At 66.3% G+C, this 22653-nt stretch carries 19 protein-coding genes, 1 tRNA gene and 1 pseudogene; 8 read left to right on the forward strand and 13 right to left on the reverse strand.

Annotated elements, in window-relative coordinates; translation table 11 throughout:
- Positions 1–4: 4 nt before the first annotated feature.
- The 4 genes from OVA31_RS18200 to glmU form a co-directional block, all read right to left on the reverse strand.
- On the reverse strand, positions 5–850 hold the full coding sequence (locus OVA31_RS18200) for an SDR family NAD(P)-dependent oxidoreductase (RefSeq protein ID WP_267628019.1): 846 nt from the start codon (positions 848–850) through the stop codon (positions 5–7).
- Positions 851–857: 7 nt separating this feature from the next.
- Positions 858–2450, reverse strand: coding sequence for an SMP-30/gluconolactonase/LRE family protein (locus OVA31_RS18205; RefSeq protein ID WP_267628020.1), 1593 nt, complete (start codon positions 2448–2450; stop codon positions 858–860).
- A 394-nt stretch (positions 2451–2844) separates the two neighbouring features.
- Positions 2845–3822 carry a ribose-phosphate diphosphokinase gene (locus tag OVA31_RS18210; protein ID WP_267628021.1) on the reverse strand — a complete coding sequence of 326 codons (978 nt, stop codon included), beginning with the start codon at positions 3820–3822 and terminating at the stop codon, positions 2845–2847.
- 28 nt (positions 3823–3850) lie between these two features.
- Complete coding sequence (glmU, locus tag OVA31_RS18215) at positions 3851–5332, reverse strand: bifunctional UDP-N-acetylglucosamine diphosphorylase/glucosamine-1-phosphate N-acetyltransferase GlmU (protein ID WP_267628022.1); 1482 nt, start codon at positions 5330–5332, stop codon at positions 3851–3853.
- 115 nt (positions 5333–5447) lie between these two features.
- Between glmU and fabG the strand changes: the two genes are divergently transcribed.
- Together fabG and OVA31_RS18225 are read left to right on the forward strand one after the other, a co-directional pair.
- On the forward strand, positions 5448–6203 hold the full coding sequence (gene fabG / locus OVA31_RS18220) for a 3-oxoacyl-ACP reductase FabG (protein ID WP_267628023.1): 756 nt from the start codon (positions 5448–5450) through the stop codon (positions 6201–6203).
- A 125-nt stretch (positions 6204–6328) separates the two neighbouring features.
- Positions 6329–6400, forward strand: a tRNA-Gln gene (locus tag OVA31_RS18225).
- 120 nt (positions 6401–6520) lie between these two features.
- Here the strand turns inward: OVA31_RS18225 and OVA31_RS18230 are convergent.
- Positions 6521–7372 (reverse strand): MSCRAMM family protein, encoded by an 852-nt coding sequence (locus tag OVA31_RS18230; RefSeq protein ID WP_267631592.1) that lies wholly within the window; start codon positions 7370–7372, stop codon positions 6521–6523.
- Between the two features lie 33 nt (positions 7373–7405).
- Positions 7406–8893, reverse strand: a pseudogene (locus OVA31_RS18235) (DHA2 family efflux MFS transporter permease subunit); the annotation flags it as partial.
- A 94-nt stretch (positions 8894–8987) separates the two neighbouring features.
- On the opposite strand from OVA31_RS18235, the gene OVA31_RS18240 reads away from it, so the two are divergent.
- Positions 8988–9656: a TetR/AcrR family transcriptional regulator gene (locus OVA31_RS18240; RefSeq protein ID WP_267628024.1), complete on the forward strand. Its 669-nt coding sequence runs from the start codon at positions 8988–8990 to the stop codon at positions 9654–9656.
- 15 nt (positions 9657–9671) lie between these two features.
- On the opposite strand, the gene OVA31_RS18245 is transcribed toward OVA31_RS18240, so the two are convergent.
- The 5 genes from OVA31_RS18245 to OVA31_RS18265 all read right to left on the reverse strand — a co-directional run bounded on the left by OVA31_RS18245 (position 9672) and on the right by OVA31_RS18265 (position 14008).
- Entirely contained in the window at positions 9672–10664 is a 993-nt protein-coding gene (locus OVA31_RS18245) for a glycine betaine ABC transporter substrate-binding protein (RefSeq protein WP_267628025.1), read from the reverse strand.
- Complete coding sequence (locus OVA31_RS18250; protein WP_267628026.1) at positions 10661–11398, reverse strand: ABC transporter permease; 738 nt, start codon at positions 11396–11398, stop codon at positions 10661–10663. Before OVA31_RS18250 ends, OVA31_RS18245 begins: the two co-directional genes overlap by 4 nt.
- The gene (locus OVA31_RS18255; protein ID WP_267628027.1) at positions 11395–12717 is read right to left on the reverse strand and encodes an ABC transporter ATP-binding protein; all 1323 of its coding nucleotides are present in this window, start codon (positions 12715–12717) and stop codon (positions 11395–11397) included. The genes OVA31_RS18250 and OVA31_RS18255 overlap by 4 nt, the downstream gene beginning before the upstream one ends.
- The gene (locus OVA31_RS18260; RefSeq protein WP_267628028.1) at positions 12714–13358 is read right to left on the reverse strand and encodes an ABC transporter permease; all 645 of its coding nucleotides are present in this window, start codon (positions 13356–13358) and stop codon (positions 12714–12716) included. The genes OVA31_RS18255 and OVA31_RS18260 overlap by 4 nt, the downstream gene beginning before the upstream one ends.
- A gap of 236 nt (positions 13359–13594) precedes the next feature.
- A complete protein-coding gene (locus tag OVA31_RS18265) occupies positions 13595–14008 on the reverse strand; it encodes a nuclear transport factor 2 family protein (protein ID WP_267628029.1) in 414 nt (137 codons plus the stop codon).
- 46 nt (positions 14009–14054) lie between these two features.
- Here OVA31_RS18265 and OVA31_RS18270 point away from each other — a divergent pair, with 46 nt between their 5' ends.
- Complete coding sequence (locus tag OVA31_RS18270; RefSeq protein ID WP_267631593.1) at positions 14055–14750, forward strand: TetR/AcrR family transcriptional regulator; 696 nt, start codon at positions 14055–14057, stop codon at positions 14748–14750.
- Here the strand turns inward: OVA31_RS18270 and OVA31_RS18275 are convergent.
- Positions 14711–15349 (reverse strand): TetR-like C-terminal domain-containing protein, encoded by a 639-nt coding sequence (locus tag OVA31_RS18275; RefSeq protein WP_267628030.1) that lies wholly within the window; start codon positions 15347–15349, stop codon positions 14711–14713. The two genes, OVA31_RS18270 and OVA31_RS18275, sit on opposite strands and share 40 nt — an antisense overlap.
- A 94-nt stretch (positions 15350–15443) precedes the next feature.
- Between OVA31_RS18275 and OVA31_RS18280 the strand changes: the two genes are divergently transcribed.
- Both OVA31_RS18280 and OVA31_RS18285 read left to right on the forward strand, forming a co-directional pair.
- A complete protein-coding gene (locus tag OVA31_RS18280) occupies positions 15444–16559 on the forward strand; it encodes a hypothetical protein (protein WP_267628031.1) in 1116 nt (371 codons plus the stop codon).
- Between the two features lie 4 nt (positions 16560–16563).
- Positions 16564–17625: a phosphotransferase family protein gene (locus OVA31_RS18285; RefSeq protein ID WP_267628032.1), complete on the forward strand. Its 1062-nt coding sequence runs from the start codon at positions 16564–16566 to the stop codon at positions 17623–17625.
- Here OVA31_RS18285 and OVA31_RS18290 read toward each other — a convergent pair whose 3' ends face one another.
- The gene (locus OVA31_RS18290) at positions 17626–18420 is read right to left on the reverse strand and encodes a dioxygenase (protein ID WP_267628033.1); all 795 of its coding nucleotides are present in this window, start codon (positions 18418–18420) and stop codon (positions 17626–17628) included.
- A gap of 89 nt (positions 18421–18509) precedes the next feature.
- Here OVA31_RS18290 and OVA31_RS18295 point away from each other — a divergent pair, with 89 nt between their 5' ends.
- Both OVA31_RS18295 and mfd read left to right on the forward strand, forming a co-directional pair.
- The gene (locus OVA31_RS18295) at positions 18510–19007 is read left to right on the forward strand and encodes a GNAT family N-acetyltransferase (RefSeq protein ID WP_267628034.1); all 498 of its coding nucleotides are present in this window, start codon (positions 18510–18512) and stop codon (positions 19005–19007) included.
- A gap of 34 nt (positions 19008–19041) precedes the next feature.
- Positions 19042–22638, forward strand: a complete 3597-nt coding sequence (gene mfd, locus OVA31_RS18300) for a transcription-repair coupling factor (RefSeq protein ID WP_267628035.1) — start codon at positions 19042–19044, stop codon at positions 22636–22638.
- Positions 22639–22653 lie beyond the last annotated feature (15 nt).

Genomic DNA, 22653 nt, shown 5'->3' on the forward strand with positions numbered 1-22653 from the left:
TGGTTCAGTGCGTGATTGCTTCGCGAAACGACTGGTCCTTGAGGAACAGCGAGGTGTGATCGGCGCCCATGTGGGTCCACTTGAGGTTCAGGCCGCCGTCCACGAGAAGGGTTTGCCCGGTGATGTAGCTGGAGAGGTCGGACAGGAGGAACAGGATGGCACCGGCCTGCTCCTCGGGGCGGCCGCGGCGCCCCATGGCGATGGCACGACGATCACGGTCCGCGTCGTCGTCGACATAGGTCAGCGAGGCGGGCGTCGCGGTCACGCCGGGCGCGACGGCGTTGACCCGGATGTCATCGATGGCCAACTCCACGGCCATGGTTCGCGTTGCCGCGACCAGGGCAGCTTTGGCGGTGCCGTAACCGATGTGGAACGGTGCGGTGTTCATGCCGCTGATCGACGAGATCGAGACGATCGAGCCCGGCAGGCCCTGCGACTTGAGTTCGGCGGCAACGGCCTGACTCATGAAGAACATCGTCTCGAGGTTCTGGGTGAACAGGTCGCGCCAATCCTCGCGGGTGACCCGGGTCGCCGGCATCCAGGTGGTGGGCGCCGCACCGCCCGCGACATTGACCAGCCCGTACAGCGTGCCGTCGGTGATCCGTACCTGGTCCATCACCGCGGCGATGCCATCGTCGGTGGAGGCGTCGGCGCTCACCGGGATGATCGAGAGTCCCTCGGCGACAAGCGGTGTGATGTGCGTGTCCAGGTTCTCCTTCGAGCGGCTCACCGCGATGACGGTTGCGCCTGCCTCGGCCACCATCTTGGTCACCGTGGTGCCGATGCCACCACCCGCTGCGCCGGAGACGATGATGATCCGGCCGGTCAGGCCGACAACATTGTTCTCCATGCGGCGATCAGCGCTCCTTCCGAAGCGCGACGACGCTTCCGTCGGCATCTGCGGAGACGTACAGGGTTCCGTCGGGGCCGGCCGCGATACCCGCGAACGGTCCTTGCGGTCCGGAGAATGGGACCAATCCGCGCAGCGGCTTGGGCGTCACCCCGGGTGGTGCGCCGACGGGAAGGTCGGTCGCGATGATCTGTCGGCTCTTGGTCTCCAGGTCGACGTTGACCAGCGACTTGCTCCCGGTGTCGACGATGTAGAGCTGCGACCCGACCACGGTGATCCCCTGCGGCGACTCGAGACCGTCCACGAGGGTGTCGGTGCCCGAACTCGTCACCGCCGCAACCCGGCCCGCACCCGACTCGGAGACGAGGCAGGTTCCGTCAGCCGCAAACGCGACCCCCATCGGGCGGTCGAGGCCGCTCGCGAGGACGTCGGCCCGACCCGACTGGACCGAATGCACCTGACCCGTACCGAGATCGGCGACCGCAATCGCCCCGTTCGCCGCGACGGCGACGCCGTAGAGCTGGTCGAGGCCCTCGACGAGTACCTCGCTCTCGGCGGCGGCCGGCCGGTAGCGCGATACCGTGCCGTTGCCGGCGACGACGAACTCGCCGTCGCCGGTGGCAGCCATCCCGCGGATGTAGCCGGGGTAGCCGGGGCTGAAAAGCATACCCAGCGTGCCGAGTTCGGCGCCCGGTCGTTTGGCCAGCAGGAACGTGCCGTCGGCGATGTACAGGGTGCCGTCCGGACCCACGGTGAGGTCGAGGGGCCAGGTCAGTCCGTCGGCCAGGGCAGTACGAGTGCCGCCGTCGCCGAGGATCTCGGTGATCTGCCCGGTGAAGCTCGACACGAACAGTCGATCGCCCACGAAGGTGAGGTTGTCGAGACCCGGTGAGAGCTGGGCCACGAGCGTCTGTGTGCCGTTGCGGGGATCGATTCGCAGGACCTGTCCCGAGGCGACCTGGGTGGACACGATGTTGCCGTCGGAATCGAACTTCACCGAGTCAGGACCGCCGAGATCGGCTGCGACCCTTTCGGGTTCACCGCCGTCGAGGTCGATGCGCCAGATCTCGTTGGCGCCGAGCAGCGGATAGTAGAGTTTGCCGTCCGGGCCGACCTCCATGCCGTTGGGCATGGGCAGATCCTCCAGGAGGATCTTGAGGGCACCCCCGGCGGGATCCAGCTCCATCAGGCGGCCACCGGGCCGGCATTCGTTGACGAAGAGCCTGCCCTGATGGATTGTGATGCCGTTGGCCCCGGGCAGATCGTCGCGCAGCAACCGGGTGGCGCCGCCCGCTTCGCGCACACTGACCCGTCCGTCGTAGTACTCGGTCACGTACATGTCCCCGCGCGGGTCGAACGCCACGTCGTCGGGCGCGATGATCTCGCTGCCCTTGGCGCTGACGGTCTCCAGTGCACCCGATTCGAGGTCGAGGGCGCTGATCTGGCTCCCGGCGACCTGCGCGATGTAGATGCGCCCGTCCGGGCCCGTGCGGATGCCGTTCGCCCCGAACAGTCGGCTCGGCTCGGTCAGTCGCTCAAGGCGCCAGCCATCGGCGAGTTCGTGCGACGAAGTGCTGGTGTAGCGGGCCGCCTGAGTCAAGGTGGGCCTCCTGTCCTGAGGAGAGATCAGTGATGGCGACGGTGTCCTGACGGCCGGTGCGTGTAGGCCGGATGGGCGTGATGCAGGCCACAATTTCGCTCGCGTCGGAGTCTAATCCGGGAACCGTAAGATTTACAAGTATTACTATCCTTGACAGGATGGGAATCACGTTCTCGGCTACGCGCAGTCAGATTATCGAGGGGTGGACGCGGTGACAGGGCCTTTGCGCCGATGCTCGATGACCGTCGCGCAGTATCTGCGCGACGGTCATCGTCGGTGCGTCACGGCGTCAGATGAGTGGCTTCGGAAGGGCTGTCGACAACGCACAAAAGCGGGCCCTCGCGACGATGGTCGTCGCGAGGGCCCGCTCTCGTGGGGACTGTGTGTGGGGCGCCTACGCGCTGCCGTCGAACAGGCTCGTCACCGAGCCGTTCTCGAAGACCTCGCGGATGGTCTGGGCGAGCAGCGGGGCGATCGACAACACCGTCAGGTTCTCGAACCGCTTCTCCTCCGGGATCGGCAGGGTGTCGGTCGCGATGACCTCGCGGGCGCCGCAGTTCGCGAGCCGCTCCGCGGCCGGATCGGAGAAGACGCCGTGGGTGGTCGCGATGACGACCTCGCCGGCACCGGCATCCTTGAGCACTCTCACGGCACCGGCGATCGTGCCGCCGGTGTCGATCATGTCGTCGATCAGCACGCAGGTGCGGCCGTCGACATCGCCGACGACACGATTGGATTTGACCTGATTGGGCACCAGGGGATCGCGCGTCTTGTGGATGAACGCCAGCGGTGCGCCGTTGAGCGCATCGGCCCACTTCTCGGCGACACGCACGCGACCGGAGTCCGGCGACACCACGGTGACGTTGTCGGTGCCGTAGTTCTCCCGGACATAGTCGGCGAGCTGCCCCTGGGCATGCATGTGGTCAACCGGGCCGTCGAAGAAGCCCTGGATCTGGTCGGTGTGCAGATCGACGGTGATGATCCGGTCCGCGCCTGCGGCCTTCAGCAGGTCGGCCATCAACCGGGCGGAGATCGGTTCGCGACCGCGATGCTTCTTGTCTTGGCGCGCGTAGGGGTAGAAGGGCAGGATCACGCTGATGCGTTTTGCCGATCCGCGCTTGAGGGCGTCGATCATGATGAGCGACTCCATGACCCACTGGTTCATCGGGTATGGGCAGCTCTGCAGGACGAATGCGTCGGAGCCGCGCACCGACTCCTCGAAGCGTACGAAGATCTCGCCGTTGGCGAAGTCCCGCGCCGTCTGCGGTGTCACCTTGATGCCGAGCTCGTCGGCGACGGACTGAGCGAGGTCGGGATGGGCGCGACCAGAGAACAGCATCAGGTTCTTCTGGTTGTCCGTGGTCCAGGTCATGAAAACTCTTCTGTTGGAGATGTAGCGGTCAGGCGCCCGGCTGGTCGTCTGCCGGGCTGTCGGTCGGTTGGGCCTCGAGCGCGGCACGGGCCGACTCGCTGTCCGGGCGCTTGCGCACCACCCAGTTCTCGATATTGCGTTGTTGTCCCGCCGACACCGCAAGGGCACCTGGTGGGACATCGTCCCGCAAGACCGTACCCGCTCCGGTGTATGCGCCATCGCCGACCTGCACTGGTGCGACAAACATGTTGTCAGAACCGGTGCGGCAGTGGGACCCGATCACAGTACGGTGTTTCGCCACGCCGTCGTAATTGACGAACACGCTCGACGCTCCGATGTTGGAATACTCGCCGATCGTCGCGTCTCCGACGTAGGTGAGGTGGGGGACTTTGGTGCCGGCCCCGATGTCGGCCTTCTTGGTCTCGACAAAGGTGCCGATCTTGCCGCCGACGCCGAGTCGGGTGCCCGGACGTAGGTAGGCAAACGGTCCGACCGACGCATTCGCGCCGATCTCCGACTCACTGCCGTGGGTACGGATCACCGCGGCGCCTGCTCCGATCGACACGTCGCGCAGGGTGGAATCGGGGCCGATGACCGCGTCGTCGGAAACGGTGGTGGTGCCCAGCAGTTGTGTGCCGGGTTCGATGCGCACGTCCACGCCGATGGTGACGTCGACGTCGATCCAGGTGCTGGCGGGATCGACGACGGTCACCCCGGCCAGCTGATGGCGCCGCACGATCCGACGGTTGAGCTCGGCGCCGAGTTCGGCGAGTTGGACGCGGTCGTTGCACCCGGCCACGAGAACCGGATCGTCGACGGTGAAGGCTCGCACGGATCGTCCGTCGTCGCGGGCGATCGCGATCACGTCCGTCAGATAGAACTCGCCCTGCACATTGTCGGTGGACAGGCGGGAGAGCGCCGACCTGAGGGTCGCCGCGTCGAACGCATAGACACCTGCGTTGACCTCCGAGATGGCGAGCTGCTCGTCGGATGCGTCCTTGTGCTCGACAATGGCCTGCACCAACGAATCGTTGGTCCGGATGACCCGCCCGTACCCGGTCGGGTCATCCGTCCGGAAGCTGGTCAGCGTGACCGCGGCACCGCCGTCCGCGGTGTGGGTGGCGACCAGTGCGTCGAGGGTCGTCGCGTCGAGGAGCGGTACGTCGGCGGCGGTGACGACGACCGTGCCGTCGAAGTTTTCGGCCAGCGCGGTGAGACCTGCGCGCGCCGCGTCGCCGGTGCCGAGTGGCCGGTCTTGAACTGCGATCGTGACGTCACGTCCGAGTTCCTCGGCGACCTCGCCGATCATCGCACTGACGCGTTCGCGTTCATGACTGACGACGGCGATCAAGGTATCGGGCCCGATGCCGGCGGCACCATGCAGCGCGTGGCCGACCAGTGGCCGTCCGGCCAGGGTGTGCAGGATTTTCGGGGTCTTCGACTTCATCCGGGTGCCCGCGCCTGCCGCGAGGACGATCACGGCAGTAGCCGACGAGGACGTCTCCGTCATGTGGCCCGATGTTACGCAGTCGATGGACCGGCGCCGCGCTCACCCGCCGAAGTGCAGGCCTGATAGAAAACAGTGAGGTGACCAGACCTGGCACGGACAAACGGAGGTACATCAGATGAGCACTCAGAAAGTCGCGATCGTCACCGGCGCCGCGCGTGGTATCGGCGCGGGTGTTGCCAAGCGATTGGCCGCCGACGGCCTCGCCGTGGCCGTCCTCGACCTCGACGCGGGCGCCTGTGCGGACACCGTGTCGGCCATCACGGGAGATGGCGGAAAGGCGATCGCGGTCGGCGCCGACGTCTCGAAGGAGGAGTCGGTCAAGGCGGCCGTGGAGAAGATCGTCGAGGAACTGGGTCCGCCCACGGTTCTGGTCAACAATGCCGGCATCCTACGCGACAACCTCTTGTTCAAGATGTCGGTCGACGACTGGGACGCGGTTCTGGGCGTGCACCTGCGGGGCGCGTTCAACATGAGCAAGGCGTGCCAGAAGCACATGGTCGACGCCGGCTGGGGACGCATCGTCAACCTGTCGAGCACGTCGGCGCTCGGCAACCGTGGACAGGCGAACTACTCGGCCGCCAAGGCGGGCATGCAGGGCTTCACCAAGACTCTCGCCATCGAGCTCGGCAAGTTCGGTGTCACCGCCAACGCGATCGCACCCGGATTCATCGCAACGGAGATGACCGCCGCGACCGCCGAGCGCGTCGGCGTGCCGTTCGAGGACTTCAAGAAGGCCGCGGCCGCGGAGATCCCGGTGCAGCGCACCGGCCTCCCGGAGGACATCGCACACACCGCATCGTTCTTCGCCAGTGAGGGCGCAGGCTTCGTCTCGGGTCAGGTCATCTACGTCGCCGGCGGTCCGAAGGACTAGTTCGGTATTCCCGCGCCCTCATCTCGTTCCCGCGCATTCGGTTGGATGAGCGGGAACGAGACGGGGGCGCGGGAACTGCGTCGAACTGCCACCACGACGCTGTGGCACAATCGTCTGCGCAGTATTCCCCCATGGTGTAATCGGCAACACTTCTGATTTTGGTTCAGGCATTCCAGGTTCGAGTCCTGGTGGGGGAGCAGATCACGTCGGTTCACACTCGCACCGGATACGGCTGTGGCCCGTTGCTCCGCAAGGAACAACGGGCCACAGCCGTGTTTCGGGGTCAGGCCGCGATTGATGCGATCATGGCCATCCGGTCACGGCACCGCGGGATTCTTGCCCGCGGCCAATCCGATGTCGGCGGTGTTGTGTTGGCCGGCAACGACTTCGACCTGGATTGCGGCCGGCTCGTACAGGTTGGCCACGATGGTGAACCGGCCGTCGGTCAGTCCGTCGATGCGGTAGCGGCCGTCGGCGTCGGTGGTGGCCGACGCGACGATGGTCTGGTCGGGACCGATCGCAGACACCGTTGCGCCCTGCAGCGGGGCGCCGCTGTGTGCGGCTCGCACCGCACCCTGGATACCGCTGGTGGGGGCCAGCAGGATCTCGATGGGCTCGACACTTCGCCCGGCGGCCGCGTCGATGGCCACCAGTTGGCTTGCCGGCTGGTAGCCGGGCGCGGAAGCGGTGACCGCGACGGTGTCGCCCGCCGACAGACCGGGGATCGCGAAGTGCCCGTCGGCATCGGCATGCGCCTGGGTCACCACGGCACCGGATTGATCGGTGACGATCAGTTTGGCACCCAGGGCCCGATGGCCGTCGCGGACCCGTCCTCGCAGCACGGAGCCGCCGGCGAGGGTGAAGTCGCGGTGGGACACCGTGTCACCGACGACGGAGACGGTCATGGCCTTGGGGGCGTGGCCGGGTGCGGTGGCGATGACGGTATAGGTGCCGTCGGCGACGTCGTGCACGGTGTAGAAGCCGTCGCCGTGGACCGCCGTCGTGCCGACCTGTCGGCCGTGGATGTCGGTGACGGTGATCGCGGCGGTGTCCAGAGGTGTGCCGTCGCCGGTGATGACGCTCCCGGCGATGCGTGGACGGACCGCCGGTGCGTCGGCGTCACCGACGATGGCCGGGCGCGCGTCCGATGATTCGGCGACATCAACCACATCCGTGACATCAACGATATCGGCGTCGCTGGGGGCGGCCGACGGCAGCTTGCCGCTCCGGACGAGCAGCCCCGCGATGAGTCCGCCGACCACGAATACCCCTGCGGCCACCGCGAATGCGGTCGTGTAGGAATCCACCGCGGCCATCTGCGCCAGCTCGTTCTGGTTCGAGACGGTGGCCGCGTGGTCGGTGATGTACGAGGCCGCCGCACTCGACGCGATGGTGCTGAGCAGCGCCGTGCCCACCGACCCGCCGACCTGCTGCATGGTGTTGACCGTTGCCGAGGCGACGCCGGCGTCCTCGGGCGAGACGCCCGAGATGGCACCCTGCATCGCCGGGGCCATCGAGGCACCGATGCCGACTCCGAGGATCAGCAGCGCGGGCAGGACATGCGTTGCGTACGAACTGGTTACGGTGATCTGCGTGAGCAGTACCATGCCGCCCGCGGCGATCAGCATGCCGCAGGCCATCAGCCAACGCGGACCGAAGCGGGGAAGGATCACCGCGGTCGACGTGGTCGCCGTGATCACCAGCATGCCGATCATCGGGAGGAAGGCGAGTCCCGTCCGGATCGGGCTGAACCCGAGGTTCTGCTGCAGGTAGTAGGTGAGGAACAGGAAGATGCCGAACATGCCGATGCCGGCGATGAACACCACCAGGTAGGACCCGCCACGGGTGCGGTCCTTGATCACGCGCAGCGGCAACAGAGCGTGCTTGCTGCGTGACTGCCACCAGATGAATCCGGCCACGAGCACCACACCGGCGATCAGCCAGGTGATGGTTGCCCAATCGGCCCAGCCGTTGGTCTCGGCGTTCGAGAAGCCGTAGACGATCGAGAACAGTCCGGCCGACGCGGCGACAACGCCGGGCAGGTCCAGTTTCGGATGGTGCTCGGACTTGTGCGCGCCGAGGAACAGTACGGCACCCACGAGTGCGATCGCGGCGATCACGAGATTGACGTACAGGCACCAGCGCCAGTCGGCCCACTCGGTGAGCATCCCGCCGAGCAGCAGTCCCAGTGCGCCACCGCCACCGGCTATCGCGCCGAAGATGCCGAAGGCCTTACCGCGTTCGGCCGGGTCGGTGAACGTGGTGGTCAGCAACGACAGGGCGGCCGGAGCGAGCAGCGCGCCGAAGATGCCCTGACCCGCACGTGCGGCGACCAGCATCTCGAAGTTCACCGCGGCGCCGCCGACAGCCGACATCCCGGCGAATCCGATGAGTCCGATGATGAAGGTGGTCTTGCGGCCCCACAGATCCGACAGGCGGCCACCGAGCAGGAGCAGGCTGCCGAACGACAGTGCATAGGCGGTGATGATCCACTGCCGATCCGCGTCGCCGAAGCCCAACGATTCCTGGGCGTGGGGGAGTGCGATGTTCACGATGGTCGCGTCGAGCACGACCATGAGTTGGGCAAGGGCGAGGACGCCCAAGACGACCCAGCGCAGCCGATGATGGCGCGCCTGCTCCGATTCCTTCTCGACGGGTGCGGCGTCGAGGTCCTCGTAGACAGTGCTCATCCGAGCCTCCGTTCTAGGCGGAGGTATCTCCTCCGGTTGCTGGCACCAACGTACGCCAACCGGAGGCTATTCCTCCACTTGCTATGATGTGAGCATGGACACGCAAGCCGCCGATGCCGTCGGCACCCGCAAGCTGCGTGCCGACGCCGAGCGCAACCGGCTGCGCATCATCGACGCGGCCCGCGAACTGTTCGCCGAACGTGGGCTCGAGGTGTCCCTCGACGACGTCGCAGAGCGCGCCGGAGTGGGGGTGGGCACCGTCTATCGTCGGTTCACCAACCGCGACGAACTCATCGTCGGTGTCCTCGCCGAACACCTCACCCAGGTGGCCGAGCAGGCTCGCCTCGCATTACAGGACCCCGACGCCTGGCAGGCCGTGGTGGATGTCCTGACGCTCGTGGGCACGTCGATGGCCACCGACCGGGGACTGGCGGCACTCATCATGCGCATCGACCACGAGCACCCCGACATCAAATCGGCGAAGTCGATCCTCACCGGACAACTGACGCAGCTCTATGAGCGGGCCATGGAAGCCGGGGTGTTGCGTCCAGATCTGGCGCCGAGTGACTTCTTCGGTATCTTCACCATGCTCGCGGCCCTCGCCGACGTCACCCAGCCGAGTGTGCCGGATGCGTGGCGGCGCTTCCTCGAGCTGATCCTCGACGGCGTGCGCGCGACCGGTCGCACCACGTTGTCGGTACCGGCGCTCACCGACGAACAGATCCTGGAGATCCAGTGCGCGCGGCGAGACGCCCAGCGGTAGCCACGACGAACTCGGTTACGTGATCAGCCCTTCGCTCTTCAGCCAGTCATAGGCGACGTCGGAGGGATCCTCGCCGTCGATGTCGACCCGACCGTTGAGATCCTGCATCACGTCGTCGGTGAGCCGCTCGGACACTGCGTCCATGAGTGGGGCGATGTCCGGGTACGCGTCCAGTGTCTCCTTGCGGACCACCACCGTGCCGCTGTAGGGCAGAAAGTACTTCTTGTCGTCCTCGAGGGTGACGAGTTGCAGGTTCTTGATCCGGCCGTCGGTGGTGTACACCATGCCGAAGTTGCACGGCTGGCTCTTTGCCGTCGAGGTGTAGACGACCCCGGAGTCCATCTGCGTCACATTCCCCGCGGGCACCCCGTTCGGTGTGTTGTACGGCATCCCGTAGGCCTCGAGCATCGGCAGGAAACCATCTGGCCTGCTGAAGAACTCGTCGTTGATACAGAAGGTCCGTTCCTCGACGGGGAGCTTGGCGATGTCGGACATGGTCTTGACGTTCAGTCGTTCGGCCGTCGGCCCGGACACGGCGAAGGCGTAGGTGTCGTTGAAGTTCGCGGGCGGCAGCCACACGAGGTTGTTCTCACTGAGCTCGATGTCGTGGACGCGGGTCCACAGTTCCTTCGGGTCCGGGATCGTCTCCGTCTCATGGTGATAGGTCACCCACGCGGTGCCGGTGTACTCCCACAGCAGGTCTGCGTCGCCGTTGAGCTGCGCCTGCCGTGACGACGCGGACCCGGGTGCGTTGGTGAGATCGGTGACGTCGGCACCCGCGGCCGCGAGGTAGGTGGCCGCGATCTTGCCGAGCAGGACGCTCTCGGTGAAGTTCTTCGACGTCACGGTGATCTGGGCGCCCGCCAACGGTGTCTTTCCGTCGGGTAGCGACGACTTCTGGAAGGTGCCGGACGAACTGACGAGGCCGCAGCCGGCAACCGCGAACAGGGCGACCACCGCGAGCCCGACGGTCTGCGTCAACGACTTTCGCGGGCGCGGCCACCTCATGAGATCCCCCTGGGGGTCGCGAAGAGTTCGACGAGCCGACCGATCCAGTCGATGGTCAACGCCAGCAGACCCACCAGGATGGCGCCGGACACCAGGAGTTTCGGCAGGAACAATGTGACACCGGTGGTGATGAGTGTGCCCAGGCTCGTGGCACCGATGAAGGTACTCAGCGTGGCGGTGCCGACCAGGATCACGAGTGCGGTGCGGACGCCGTTGAGGATCACCGGGACCGCGAGCGGCAATTCCACCTGGACGAGGGTTCGCCCGGCCGAATAGCCGATCCCTCGTGAGGCCTCGATGGTTCGCTGATCCACCTGGCGCAGCCCGACGATGGTGTTCTGCAGGATCGGGAGGATGGCGTACACGACGAGACCGATGACCGCGGTGCGGAATCCGGTGCCCAGCCAGAAGGTGAAGAGGACGAGCAGACCGACCGCGGGTGCGGCCTGACCGACATTGGCGATGTTGATGGCGATGGGGTTGAGCCATCGCATCGTCGGCCGGGTGAGCAGGATGCCCAACGGGATCGCGATCACCACGACGATGACGGTGGCCACCAGGGTCAGCTTGATGTGTTCGAGAATCGTGGTCCGGAGGTTGTCCCAACCGAGTGCTGCCTGCTCGGTCTCGGTGAATGTGGTTGCCTGGTACCAGATCACATATCCGACGGTGAGCACGACGATGAGCAATGGCTCGAACCACACGTCCATCGGCAAGCGGCGTAGTCGTCTCATGGGTTCTCGCCGGCTCCCGGTTCGCCTGCCGGCTTCTGGTCGTCCACCGGCGTCTCGATCCCCGGCTCGTCGTCGGCGGCGACGATCACCGGCATCTCGTCGGTCAACGAACCCTCGGGATGATCGACATAGGTAGGGGTTTCGGGGTCGTCGCGGACCTCGGCGAGCTGGCCGCGGATCACATCCATCACCAATCCGATGGTCAACGACCCGACGACGGCGCCGCGCCCGTCGGTCACCAGGACACCGCCCTGACTGGCCGCGAGCATGGAGTCGAGAGCGTCGTTGAGCGTCGACGATCGTGCGACGACGGGTAGTCGCCGGTCGATGTAGTCGGACACCTGAGGCTTGGCCCGTAGCTCCTCAAGTGATGGCCACGCGCGCGGATGTCCGTAATTGTCGACGACGACCACCCAGTTGTGCCCCGCGGAGCGTGCTCGCGCGATGACCGCGTCCGCCGACTCGCCGACGCGGGCGGTCGTGACGGGCTCGTGCTGTACGTCGCGTACCCGCGACAGGGTCAGATGGGCCAGCGTCGCACCGGATCCGACGAACTGCTCGACGAATTCACTGGCCGGATTGGCCAGGATCTCCTCGGGTGTCGCGTACTGCTCGATGTGGCCGCCCTCGGACAGCACCAGGACCTTGTCGCCGAGTTTCGTGGCCTCTTCGAAATCGTGGGTCACCACGACGATAGTCTTGCCCAGTTCGTGCTGGATGGCGATGAGACTGTCCTGCAGACGAACCCGCGTGATCGGGTCGACCGCGCCGAACGGTTCGTCCATCAGGAGCACCGGAGGATCGGCGGCGAGGGCACGTGCCACGCCGACACGTTGCTGCTGCCCGCCGGACATGTCCTTGGGCAGCCTGTCGGCGAAGGTATCGGCATCGAGCCCGACGAGATCGAGCAGATAGGCGGTGCGCTCGGCGATCCTCTTCTTGTCCCAGCCGAGCACGCGGGGGATCGCGCCGATGTTCTTCGACACCGACCAGTGTGGGAAGAGGCCACCGGACTGGATCACGTAACCGATGGATTGCCGCAGTTTGTCGGGATTCTCGTTCGTGACATCGCGATCGCCGATGAAGATGTGGCCCTCGGTGGGCTCGATGAGCCGGTTGATCATCTTCAGCATCGTCGTCTTCCCGCATCCGGACGGACCGACGAAGGCAACGATGTCGCCGGCGTCGATCTCCAGATCCAGGCTCTCGACAGCTGGCTTGTGTTGTCCTCGATAGCGCTTCATCACGCCGTCGAGTCGGATCGACGCTCCGGTGACGGTGCGGTCGGGGGAGGCCGAGTCGATTGCCGGTTCGGTCATGACAGTCCTTTGGAGATCGTGAGGCGGCCGAGCAGGACGAGGAGGCCGTCAAACACCAACGCGATGATGACGATGAGAACGGTTCCGGTGAGGGCCATCTCGAGGGCGTTGGCGCCCCCGAGCCGAGACAGGCCGCTGAAGATCAGCGACCCGAGCCCGGGGCCGAGTACGTAGGCGACGATGGCGGCGACGCCGATGATCATCTGGGTGGAGACGCGAATCCCGGTGAGGATGACCGGCCAGGCGATGGGCAACTCGACGGAGAGCAGAATTCGCCAGCGGGACAGGCCGATGCCCTGAGCCGCCTCGATCACCGACGCGGGAACCGATCGCAATCCGACGATGGCGTTGCCGATCACGGGCATCGCGGCGAAGAACGCCAGCATGATGAAACTCGGGATCACGCCCAGCCCGAACGGCACGATCAACAGGGCGAGGAGGGCCAATGACGGGATGGTCAGCGCGACCCGGCTGGTGGTCAGGGTGAACGACGAGAAGAACGGCAGCCGATAGACCACGACGGCGATGAGTACCGCGACCACCGCGCCGACCAACACAGTCTGAAATGCCAATGAGGCGTGTTGGTACGTGAGGAAGGTCAGGTTGGCCGCATGCCCCTGGATGTAGTCCCACAATTGCACGGGAATCCCCTCGTCGTCTGCCCGTCGGCATCAGAACCCGAACTGACGGACACAATCTGAGGTCTGAGCCGGATCTCACAGTAATGCGCCGACATACGTTCAGGCAGGGTTTTGTTCGATGCGGCCGCACTCTTGACTTCCGAAAGGACGCCGACACATACCGTCTGACCTGCCCTCATGTCGAATAGGTAACGATTGGCGGCCGACCGGTGTCGCGTACGCGACACCGGTGCCGGTCAGAGCTGTTTGTCGAAGCACTTCTCGAGCGTTCGGGTCCTGATCCGCCAACCGTCGTCGGTCAGCAGCCAGGTGTCGGCGTACCAGATGCCGATGAGAAACGTCGACGTGTCCGGTGTCTGCATCGGGTTCAGGCACAGGGTGCGGGTGGTCGCGGTGGCGCCGTCGACCCGGATGTCGTGGTTGCCCAGCAGGTGACAGTAGGCCGAGAAGCTCGGAAGAACTTCGGCGAGCCACGCTTTGACCTCGACGGGCCCGCCCACGATGCCGCCCATGACGCTGTAGTCGACGACGGCGTCGGTGGTGAACACCGCGTCGAGGTCGTCGAAGCGTGCGGAGTCCACAGCCGTGGAGTAGTCGGTCAGGACCTGCTGGATCTCGAGGCGTGCGGAGATCTCTTCGATGCTCAACATGCCCAACAATTACCAGTGTCGGGCGCGCGTCGTTAGTGTTGTCGTCATGGCAGTGAGCCGCCCGACCGACAAATCCGACGAGGTGCAACGAGCGCCCCGCGCGCGGATGACCGGTCCCCAGCGTCGGCTGCAGCTGATCGAGGTGGCCAGAGGTCTGTTCGCCGAGCGCGGGTTCGAGGGGACCTCGATCGAGGAAGTCGCCCAGCGCGCCGGCGTGTCCAAGCCGATCGTGTATGAACACTTCGGCGGCAAGGAAGGTCTCTATGCGGTTGTGGTCGACCGCGAGATGGAGACCCTGCTGGAGATGGTCACCTCGTCGCTGACCAAGAACCGTTCCCTCTACCGAGTCCAGCAGGTGGCGTTGGCGTTGCTCACCTACATGGAGGAGCGGACCGACGGTTTCCGCATCCTCGTTCGCGGCGATCGCACCGGTACTGACGAAACCACTACTTATTCAAGCCTTCTCAACGATGCGATCAGTCAGGTGGAGCACATCCTGGCCAGTGATTTCGAGCGCCGCGGCTTCGACCCCGCGTTGGCGCCGCTCTATGCGCAGGCCCTGGTCGGCATGGTCTCGGTGACCGCGCAGTGGTGGCTGGACGTCCGTGAGCCGCCGAAAGAGGTTGTGGCGGCCCACCTGGTGAATCTGTGCTGGAACGGACTCACCAGGCTCGATCCCGATCCGAAGCTCGTCGGGCCCAGTTACGTCGAGAACCGGGACCGGACGACCGTCGAGGACTGAGGATCCCACTCGGACATCGCCAGGGCCATCAGTGCATCGGCGGTCTGTGTGCAGAAGGTCTCGCTGTCGTGCAGACCGAACGTCAGCGCGCGTACCAGTGTTGCGCCGACCAGGAGATCGAAGAGCGCGTCGGTGCGTGCGGCGCGCAGCGTCGCCGATCCGGACGGGATGACGTCTGCCACGGCATCGGCCACGTGCGATCGCAAGCTCCGTTCGACCCGGGTCAGCAGGCTTCCGTACAGATCGTCGTCCTGCTGATAAGCGACGAGTAGTCCTGGTATCGCAGCGCGTGTCGCGGGGTCGGCCAGGTGAGCGAGAAACAACCGCACCCACGCGCGCAGGTCGGCATGGAGATCGTCGGTGGGGGTCGGCAGGGAGATGTCGCGCGCACCGAAGACCGCGTCCTCGATCAGCGTCTCCCGTCGCGCCCAGCGTCGGTAGATCGTCGGTGTGCCGACGCCCGCGCGGCGGGCGATGGCGGCGATGTTCGCCGCCTGATAGCCGCCCTCCCGCAGCAGCGCACGTGCAGCTTCCAGCACGGCGACGTCCTTGTCCGGGTCGCGAGGGCGGCCGGCGACGGTTCGCTGTTCGGCGGTCACGGACCGACTCTAGCGAATCTGCGACGTAATTTCGTTATGGTCCGTAACGTAATGCCGTGCCGCGACCCGTGCGGACAATCGGAGGAGGAACACCATGCTGACTGCGCACGACGAGCTGCTCTGTCATCAGCTGCCGACCACGTTCGACCACACCGACCAGAGTGATCTGCGCTGGGTCGAGCGCATCGTGATGTACGGCTTCGATACGTCCGGCGACGTGACGGTGATGACCGGGATGGCGCGCTACCCCAACCGCAACGTGACCGACGCCTACGCGATGGTCTCCCGCCGCGGCGGGGAGACCCGTGTGGTCCGGGTGTCCAGCCAGATCGACGCCGCACCCGTCGGGCTGGGCGCATACTCGATCGGTCCCTACACGTACTCGGTCGAAGAGCCGCTGCGCCGCACCCGGGCGACCCTGCGGGGCAACGAGCACGGGCTGGAGCTCGATCTGGTGCTGACCGCCGAGTTCCCCGCCTACGAACAGACGCCGGCGTTTCATCGGACGAGGGGGCGGGTGCAGGAGAACGCCCGGCGCTTCTATCAGAACGGGAATCTGTCCGGGCACATCGTGATCGACGGCGACCGCATCGACATCGACCCGCACCGTTGGTGGTTCGGGCGGGATCATTCATGGGGCGTACGCAACGGACCCGGGGGCGGCAGCCTGCCGGACGGTACCGAGATGCAGCCGGGCGAGATCCCCGATGGAGTGCTGTATTACATGGGAATCTTCGAATTCGACGACGAGCTGGTGCATTTCGCGCAGCGTGAGGATTCCGAGGGCCGCCGAACACAGTTCGAGGGCGAGATCGTGCACCGCCTGGCCGATGGTGGCTCGTCGTCGCCGATCATCGACGTCGACCACGATCTCAAGTTCCGCGACGACCTGCGCGTGATCAGTGGTGGAACCTTCGACGTCCACCGTGACGACCGGACCACCAGCTCCATCGAGGTGACGCCGATCTGCGACTTCTGGCCGGGTCTGGCCGGGTATCAGGAGTTCCGTGGCTACGCGTCGGGGTACTGGCGTGGAACGGATTTCATCGATGGATTCACCATCGACGCGAGTGATGCCGAGGCGATCCGTCCGGTCAGTTTCGTCAGTGAGACGCTATGCGAGGTGCAGATGGACGGCACAGTGGGACACGGGCTCGTCGAGATGGTGTTCGTCGGTGCCTATCCGCGCTACGGCTACACGGGCTGGTGACGACGTGACGGTTTCGCGCGCCGCGCGCATCGCGGCCGACCTCCTCCCGGAGGCGCTCGAACCGATTGTTCGCCGACGTGTTCGGGGTGCTGGGCGGGCCGTGATCGAGAACTGGCGACCGGCGGCACAAGGTTATTCCACGGAGACCTACCTCTTCGATCTCGTCGGAGTCGACGATGGCGACGACGATTCGGTCGGACTGGTCTTCCGGAGGCCTCCCGAACGTCCGGTCCTGCCGGATTTCGACTTGCGTCGGCAGTATCTGACGATGGACCGTCTCCGCGCCACCGACGTCCCCGTCCCCACGATGCGCTGGATCGATGCGCCTGGAACCGACCTGGGGACACCGTACTTCGTGATGGACCGCATCGACGACGCCGTGACCGTCAGCGATGTGCCGCCTTATCACCAGGCAGGCATCTTCGCCGACGCGGACGCGGCGGGCCGGGCCGAATTGTGGAGCGGCTGCGTCGATGTGATCGCGTCACTTCGCGCGGTGGATCCGGCAGCTCGGCGCCTCGGCTTCTTGGACCTTCGTGCATTCGGATCGTCGGCGCCACAACGGCTGGCGGGGTTCCTCAGGTATGCGATCGAGTGGGCAAGCGGATCGACGGCGCCGCGCAAGGAGTTCATCGACGCCCTCGACTGGCTGGACGGGCATCTGTACGAGCCCGAGCACGTCGGGCTCTGCTGGGGCGACAGCAGGATGTCGAATGTGCTCTACAACAACGAGTTCGACGTGGTCGCGGCGCTGGACTGGGAGATCGCCTACCTCGGCGACCCGGCCGGTGATCTCGCGTGGATGCTGACCACCGACTGGATCAGCAGCCCGTTTCCCGACCACGCCCCGGCCCCGGGCACGCCGTCGACCGAAGAGACCCTGGACCGCTATCGGCGGCGTACAGGGCTGCGCCTGGACCACATGAGGTTCGCCCATGTGGCCGCCGGACTGTTGCTGGCCGTTCCTCTCCTGCGCCTCAACGAGATCCTGGACCTCGGGGACGTCGACCTCGCGGAGATCTGCATCGAACGACTCGATCACGTCTTCGGTGACCGGCTAGTCTGATCAGGACAGGACCAGACTCCGCTTGGCCAATCCCATCCAGAACCCGTCGATCGCCTGATCGGGCTTCTGCTCGACGTCGCTGCTCGCACCGAGTGCGACGAAGAGCGGGGAGAAGTGCTCGATGGTCGGGTGCGCATAGGGCATGCCGGGGGCGCGATTGCGGAAGTCGATGAGCGACTCGACATCTCCCGCTGCGAAACGCTCCTGGGCCCAGGTGTCGAACTCCGCAGACCACCCCGGCGGGGTGGCTTCGGGCGTCGGGTCGGTCAGGTAGGGGAGGCCGTGGGTGGTGAAGCCCGAACCGATGATCAACACACCCTCCTCCCGCAGCGGTGCCAGACGACGACCGAGATCGAGCAAACGTTCCGGGTCGAGCGTCGGCAGGGAGACCTGCAGAACCGGGATGTCGGCGTCGGGGTACATCACCGTCAGCGGGACGTACGCGCCGTGGTCGAGGCGGCGACCCCGGTCGTGGGCGATGGGCTCGCCGTCGGGCATCATGGCCGCGACCCGGGTGGCGAGGCTGTCGGCGCCCGGGGACCAGTAGGTGGTCTGGTAGTACCGATCGGGAAAGCCCCAGAAGTCGTAGGTGAGCGCGGTTGTCGGGTCGGTCGACCCTATGGTCAGCGGCGCCGCCTCCCAGTGCGCTGAGACCACGAGAATCGCCGACGGCCGGTCGAGACGCCCCGCGAGTGCGGTCAATTGATTCACCCAGCGTTCGCTGTCGACCAACGGCGGTGCGCCGTGGCTCAGGAAGAGCGCGGGTTGAAGTGACGTCTCCTCTGACATGGTCATATCCTACTCAACTGGACCACGGTCCGTTTGATTCCGAGCAGGTGCCACTCGCTCGCGAGCAGCACCGTCGATCCGGCATCATCGACCGCATGGTCTCCATCCGTCCCGCCGTATCGGCCGACTGCGCCACGGTCTCCGACATCTACCGGCATTACGTCGAGCACACGTTTGCGACCTTCGACTACGAGGCGCCGACCCGGGACGCCTGGGAGGCCAAGCTCGCCGCGATCGCCGCGGCCGGGCGCCCGTTCCTGGTGGCAGAGGACGAAGGGGCGGTCCTGGGGTTCGCCTACCTCGGATCCTTTCGAGACAAGCGTGCATACGCCTGGACCGCCGAGGACACGATCTACCTGAACCCCGAAGCCGGCGGTCGGGGGATCGGATCGGCGTTGCTGGGCGCCCTCCTCGAGGCGGCCGACCCGGACAACGTGCGGCAGGTCATCGCGGTGATCGCGGCCACCGGTGGTGAGGCGTCGATCGCCTTGCACCTCAAACACGGCTTCACCGAGGTCGGCCGGACACCCTCCGTGGGGTACAAGTTCGACCAGTGGATCGACTGCGTATATCTGCAGCGCCCGCTGCGCTGATCCGTCGTCGCACCCACAAACTAGAATCGTTGGAGTGTCATCTACCCCCGCCCTACACGGGCTCGCCGCGGTCACATGTTCGGACAAGGCGATCGCGGATCTGGTGGGGCGGCGAGGCCAGGAGCGTCTCGACATCAGCGCGCCCGATTCGGCCCGGCCGTTCGTGGTGGCCTGCCTCGCGGGCGCCGCGGCGACCGAGACCTCGGCCGCTCCTCTACTGGTGGTCTCCGCCAACGGGCGCGAGGCAGACGATCTGACGGCCGAGCTGGCCGAACTCCTCGACGACCCGGCCGCGGTCGCCCAGTTCCCGTCCTGGGAGACCCTGCCGCACGAGCGACTGTCACCGAGCGCGGACACGGTCGGCCAGCGTCTGGCCGTCCTGCATCGACTGGCCAACCCCGGGGAGGGCACCGCCCTGCGGGTGGTGGTCACCACGGTGCGTTCGCTGGTCCAGCCGATGGCCCCCGGCTTGGGTGAGACCCGCACCATCACGCTGCGCGAAGGCATCGAGATCGATTTCGAGGGTCTGCTGAACGACCTCGTCGAGATGGCCTACGAGCGCGTGGACATGGTGGGTCGGCGTGGCGAGTTCGCCGTCCGCGGCGGCATCCTCGACGTCTTCCCGACGACGGCCGACTTCCCGGTAAGGGTCGAGTTCTGGGGCGACGAGATCTCCGAGATCCGGGCTTTCTCGGTGGCGGACCAGCGTAGTCAGCCCGAGATCGACGCATCGGTGGTTCGCATCCATCCGGGTCGCGAGCTGATCCTGACGCCCGAGGTCCGTGCACGGGCAGCCGACCTGGCGGCCGAGCACGCGGGCGAACAGGTGCTCGCGGAGATGCTGACGAAGCTGGCCGAAGGCATCCCCGTCGAAGGCATGGAAGCCCTGATCCCGATGCTCGTCGAGGGTCGGATGCAGATGCTGACACAGGTGTTCCCGGACGGGACCGGTGTGCTGTTGCTGGACCCGGAGAAGGTCCGCACCCGCGCAGCGGATCTCGCGCAGACTGGTGCGGAGTTCCTGGAGGCGTCGTGGACGGCCGCGGCGCTGGGGGCGGCCGCCCCCGTCGACGGCCGTTCGGCCGACGGTTCGGGTATCGACCTGCAGGCGAGCTCGTATCGATCCCTCGACGAGGTCGAGAAGACGACGCTGGCCGCCGGTCGTTCCTGGTGGACGATGAGCCCGCTCTCGACCGGGAGCGGCGACGAGATCGAACTCGACCTGACCGCGGGACCGACCCCACGTGGCAACGAGGCAGACATCGCCGCCACCTTCGCGAATCTCCGCGCGCATGTCACCACCGGTGGTATCGCGGCCGTCGTCGTGGCGGGCAAGGGAACCGCGCAGCGGGTCGGCGAGCGACTGGCCGAGGCCGAGGTGCCCGCCGAGATCGTCGAACCCGGTGTCCAACCCCAGCCGGGGCAGGTCTCGGTGTTCCACGGGACGCTGCGCAGCGGTGTGGTGTGTCCCGATGCGCGGCTGGTGATCGTCACCGAGACCGACCTGACCGGCAACCGGGTGGCCGGCGTGCGTGACGGCCGACGGCTGCCGGCCAAGCGTCGCAACCAGGTCGACCCGTTGGCCCTGACCGCCGGGGACATGGTGGTGCACGACCAGCACGGCATCGGCAAGTTCGTCGAGATGATCGAGCGAACCGTGTCCGGGGCGCGGCGGGAGTACCTGGTCCTCGAGTACGCGGCGAGCAAGCGCGGTCAACCGGGTGATCGGCTCTATGTACCGATGGACGCGCTCGACCAGTTGTCGCGGTATGTCGGTGGCGAACAGCCGTCGTTGTCGAAGTTGGGTGGCTCCGACTGGCAGAACACCAAACGCAAAGCGCGCAAGGCGGTTCGGGAGATCGCCGGTGAGCTCGTGCAGCTCTACGCCGCCCGCCACGCGGCCCCTGGGTACGCCTACAGCCCGGACACGCCGTGGCAGCGCGAGATGGAGGACGCCTTCGACTTCACCGAGACGATGGATCAGCTCACGGTGATCGCCGAGGTGAAGTCGGACATGGAGCGAGCGGTCCCGATGGACCGCGTGATCGTCGGCGACGTCGGCTACGGGAAGACCGAGATCGCTGTCCGGGCGGCCTTCAAGGCGGTCCAGGACGGCAAGCAGGTCGCCGTCCTGGTGCCGACAACCATTCTTGCGCAACAACACCTGCAGACGTTCACCGAACGGATGAGTGAGTTCCCGGTGCGCGTCCGCGGTCTGTCGCGATTCACCGACACCAAGGAGTCGAAGGAGATCATCGACGCGATGGCGACCGGCGATGTCGACATCGTCATCGGGACCCACCGGCTCCTCCAGACCGGGGTGACGTGGAAGGACCTCGGTCTGGTGATCGTCGACGAGGAGCAGCGGTTCGGCGTCGAGCACAAGGAACACATCAAGTCGTTGCGCACGCATGTCGACGTGCTGACGATGTCGGCGACCCCGATCCCGCGAACCCTGGAGATGTCGATGGCAGGCATCCGGGAGATGTCGACAATCCTCACCCCGCCGGAGGAGCGACATCCCGTCCTCACCTACGTCGGCGGGTACGCGGCCAAACAGGTCGGTGCCGCGATCCGACGGGAGCTGCTCCGCGACGGCCAGGTCTTCTACGTGCACAACCGCGTCTCGACCATCGACAAGACCGCTCGGGACATCGCCCAGATGGTCCCCGAGGCGCGGGTCGTGGTGGCCCACGGTCAGATGAACGAGGATCAGCTCGAACGCACGGTCGCCGGGTTCTGGAACCGCGAGTACGACGTCCTGGTCTGCACCACGATCATCGAGACCGGTCTCGACATCTCGAACGCCAACACCCTCATCGTCGATCGCGCGGAGAATCTGGGTCTGTCGCAGCTGCACCAGCTGCGCGGACGTGTCGGTCGCAGCCGGGAGCGTGGGTACGCCTACCTGCTCTACAGCCCCGAGCGTCCGCTCACCGAGACCGCGTACGACCGCCTTGCCACGATCGCGCAGAACAACGAGCTCGGCGCGGGCATGGCGGTGGCGCTCAAGGACCTCGAATTACGTGGTGCGGGAAATGTTCTGGGTGCCGAGCAGTCCGGACACGTGGCGGGCGTCGGGTTCGACCTCTACGTGCGACTGGTCGGCGAGGCCGTCGAGGCCTACCGCGCCGCCGCCGACGGCAAGCCGGTGTCGACAAGCGAACCCGCTGAGGTTCGGATCGACCTGCCCGTGGATGCCCACATCCCCGTCGAGTACGTCGACTCCGACCGTCTGCGCCTGGAGGCCTACCGGAAGCTCGCGTCGGCGACCGACGACGCGGCCGTCGACAGTGTCCTGGCCGAACTCGCCGACCGCTACGGCGAACCGCCCGAGGAGACCGGCCGGCTCGCGGCGATCGCTCGGCTGCGTCTGCGCTGCCGGGAGCGGGGGGTCACGGAGATCGGCCTGGCCGGTACGGGCATGAAGATCGCGCCGATGACCCTGCTCGACAGCGAACAGGTCCGGCTCAAACGGCTCTACCCGGCGGCCGGGTACCGCGCCACCACGTCGGTCATCACCTTGCCGATCCCGCGGACCGGAGGTGTCGGGTCGGCCCGCCTGCGCGACGAGGAGGTCATCGACTACGTCAACGGCTTCTTGCTGGCCCTTCGGCCGCAGCCCGACTGAAAGCCCGTCGAGGGC

It is taken from the genome of Gordonia sp. SL306 (genome assembly GCF_026625785.1).
Taxonomy (GTDB): domain Bacteria; phylum Actinomycetota; class Actinomycetes; order Mycobacteriales; family Mycobacteriaceae; genus Gordonia.

Excerpts from the sequence above, each read along its gene's own strand:
- OVA31_RS18240 (WP_267628024.1), top strand. The coding sequence starts at position 8,988 with ATGGACACGCAAGCCGCCGATGCCGTCGGCACCCGCAAGCTGCGTGCC.
- OVA31_RS18255 (WP_267628027.1), bottom strand. The coding sequence starts at position 12,717 with ATGACCGAACCGGCAATCGACTCGGCCTCCCCCGACCGCACCGTCACC.
- OVA31_RS18200 (WP_267628019.1), bottom strand. The coding sequence starts at position 850 with ATGGAGAACAATGTTGTCGGCCTGACCGGCCGGATCATCATCGTCTCC.
- glmU (WP_267628022.1), bottom strand. The coding sequence starts at position 5,332 with ATGACGGAGACGTCCTCGTCGGCTACTGCCGTGATCGTCCTCGCGGCA.
- OVA31_RS18265 (WP_267628029.1), bottom strand. The coding sequence starts at position 14,008 with ATGTTGAGCATCGAAGAGATCTCCGCACGCCTCGAGATCCAGCAGGTC.
- OVA31_RS18270 (WP_267631593.1), top strand. The coding sequence starts at position 14,055 with ATGGCAGTGAGCCGCCCGACCGACAAATCCGACGAGGTGCAACGAGCG.
- OVA31_RS18245 (WP_267628025.1), bottom strand. The coding sequence starts at position 10,664 with ATGAGGTGGCCGCGCCCGCGAAAGTCGTTGACGCAGACCGTCGGGCTC.
- OVA31_RS18210 (WP_267628021.1), bottom strand. The coding sequence starts at position 3,822 with ATGACCTGGACCACGGACAACCAGAAGAACCTGATGCTGTTCTCTGGT.
- fabG (WP_267628023.1), top strand. The coding sequence starts at position 5,448 with ATGAGCACTCAGAAAGTCGCGATCGTCACCGGCGCCGCGCGTGGTATC.
- OVA31_RS18290 (WP_267628033.1), bottom strand. The coding sequence starts at position 18,420 with ATGACCATGTCAGAGGAGACGTCACTTCAACCCGCGCTCTTCCTGAGC.
- OVA31_RS18250 (WP_267628026.1), bottom strand. The coding sequence starts at position 11,398 with ATGAGACGACTACGCCGCTTGCCGATGGACGTGTGGTTCGAGCCATTG.
- OVA31_RS18280 (WP_267628031.1), top strand. The coding sequence starts at position 15,444 with ATGCTGACTGCGCACGACGAGCTGCTCTGTCATCAGCTGCCGACCACG.
- OVA31_RS18295 (WP_267628034.1), top strand. The coding sequence starts at position 18,510 with ATGGTCTCCATCCGTCCCGCCGTATCGGCCGACTGCGCCACGGTCTCC.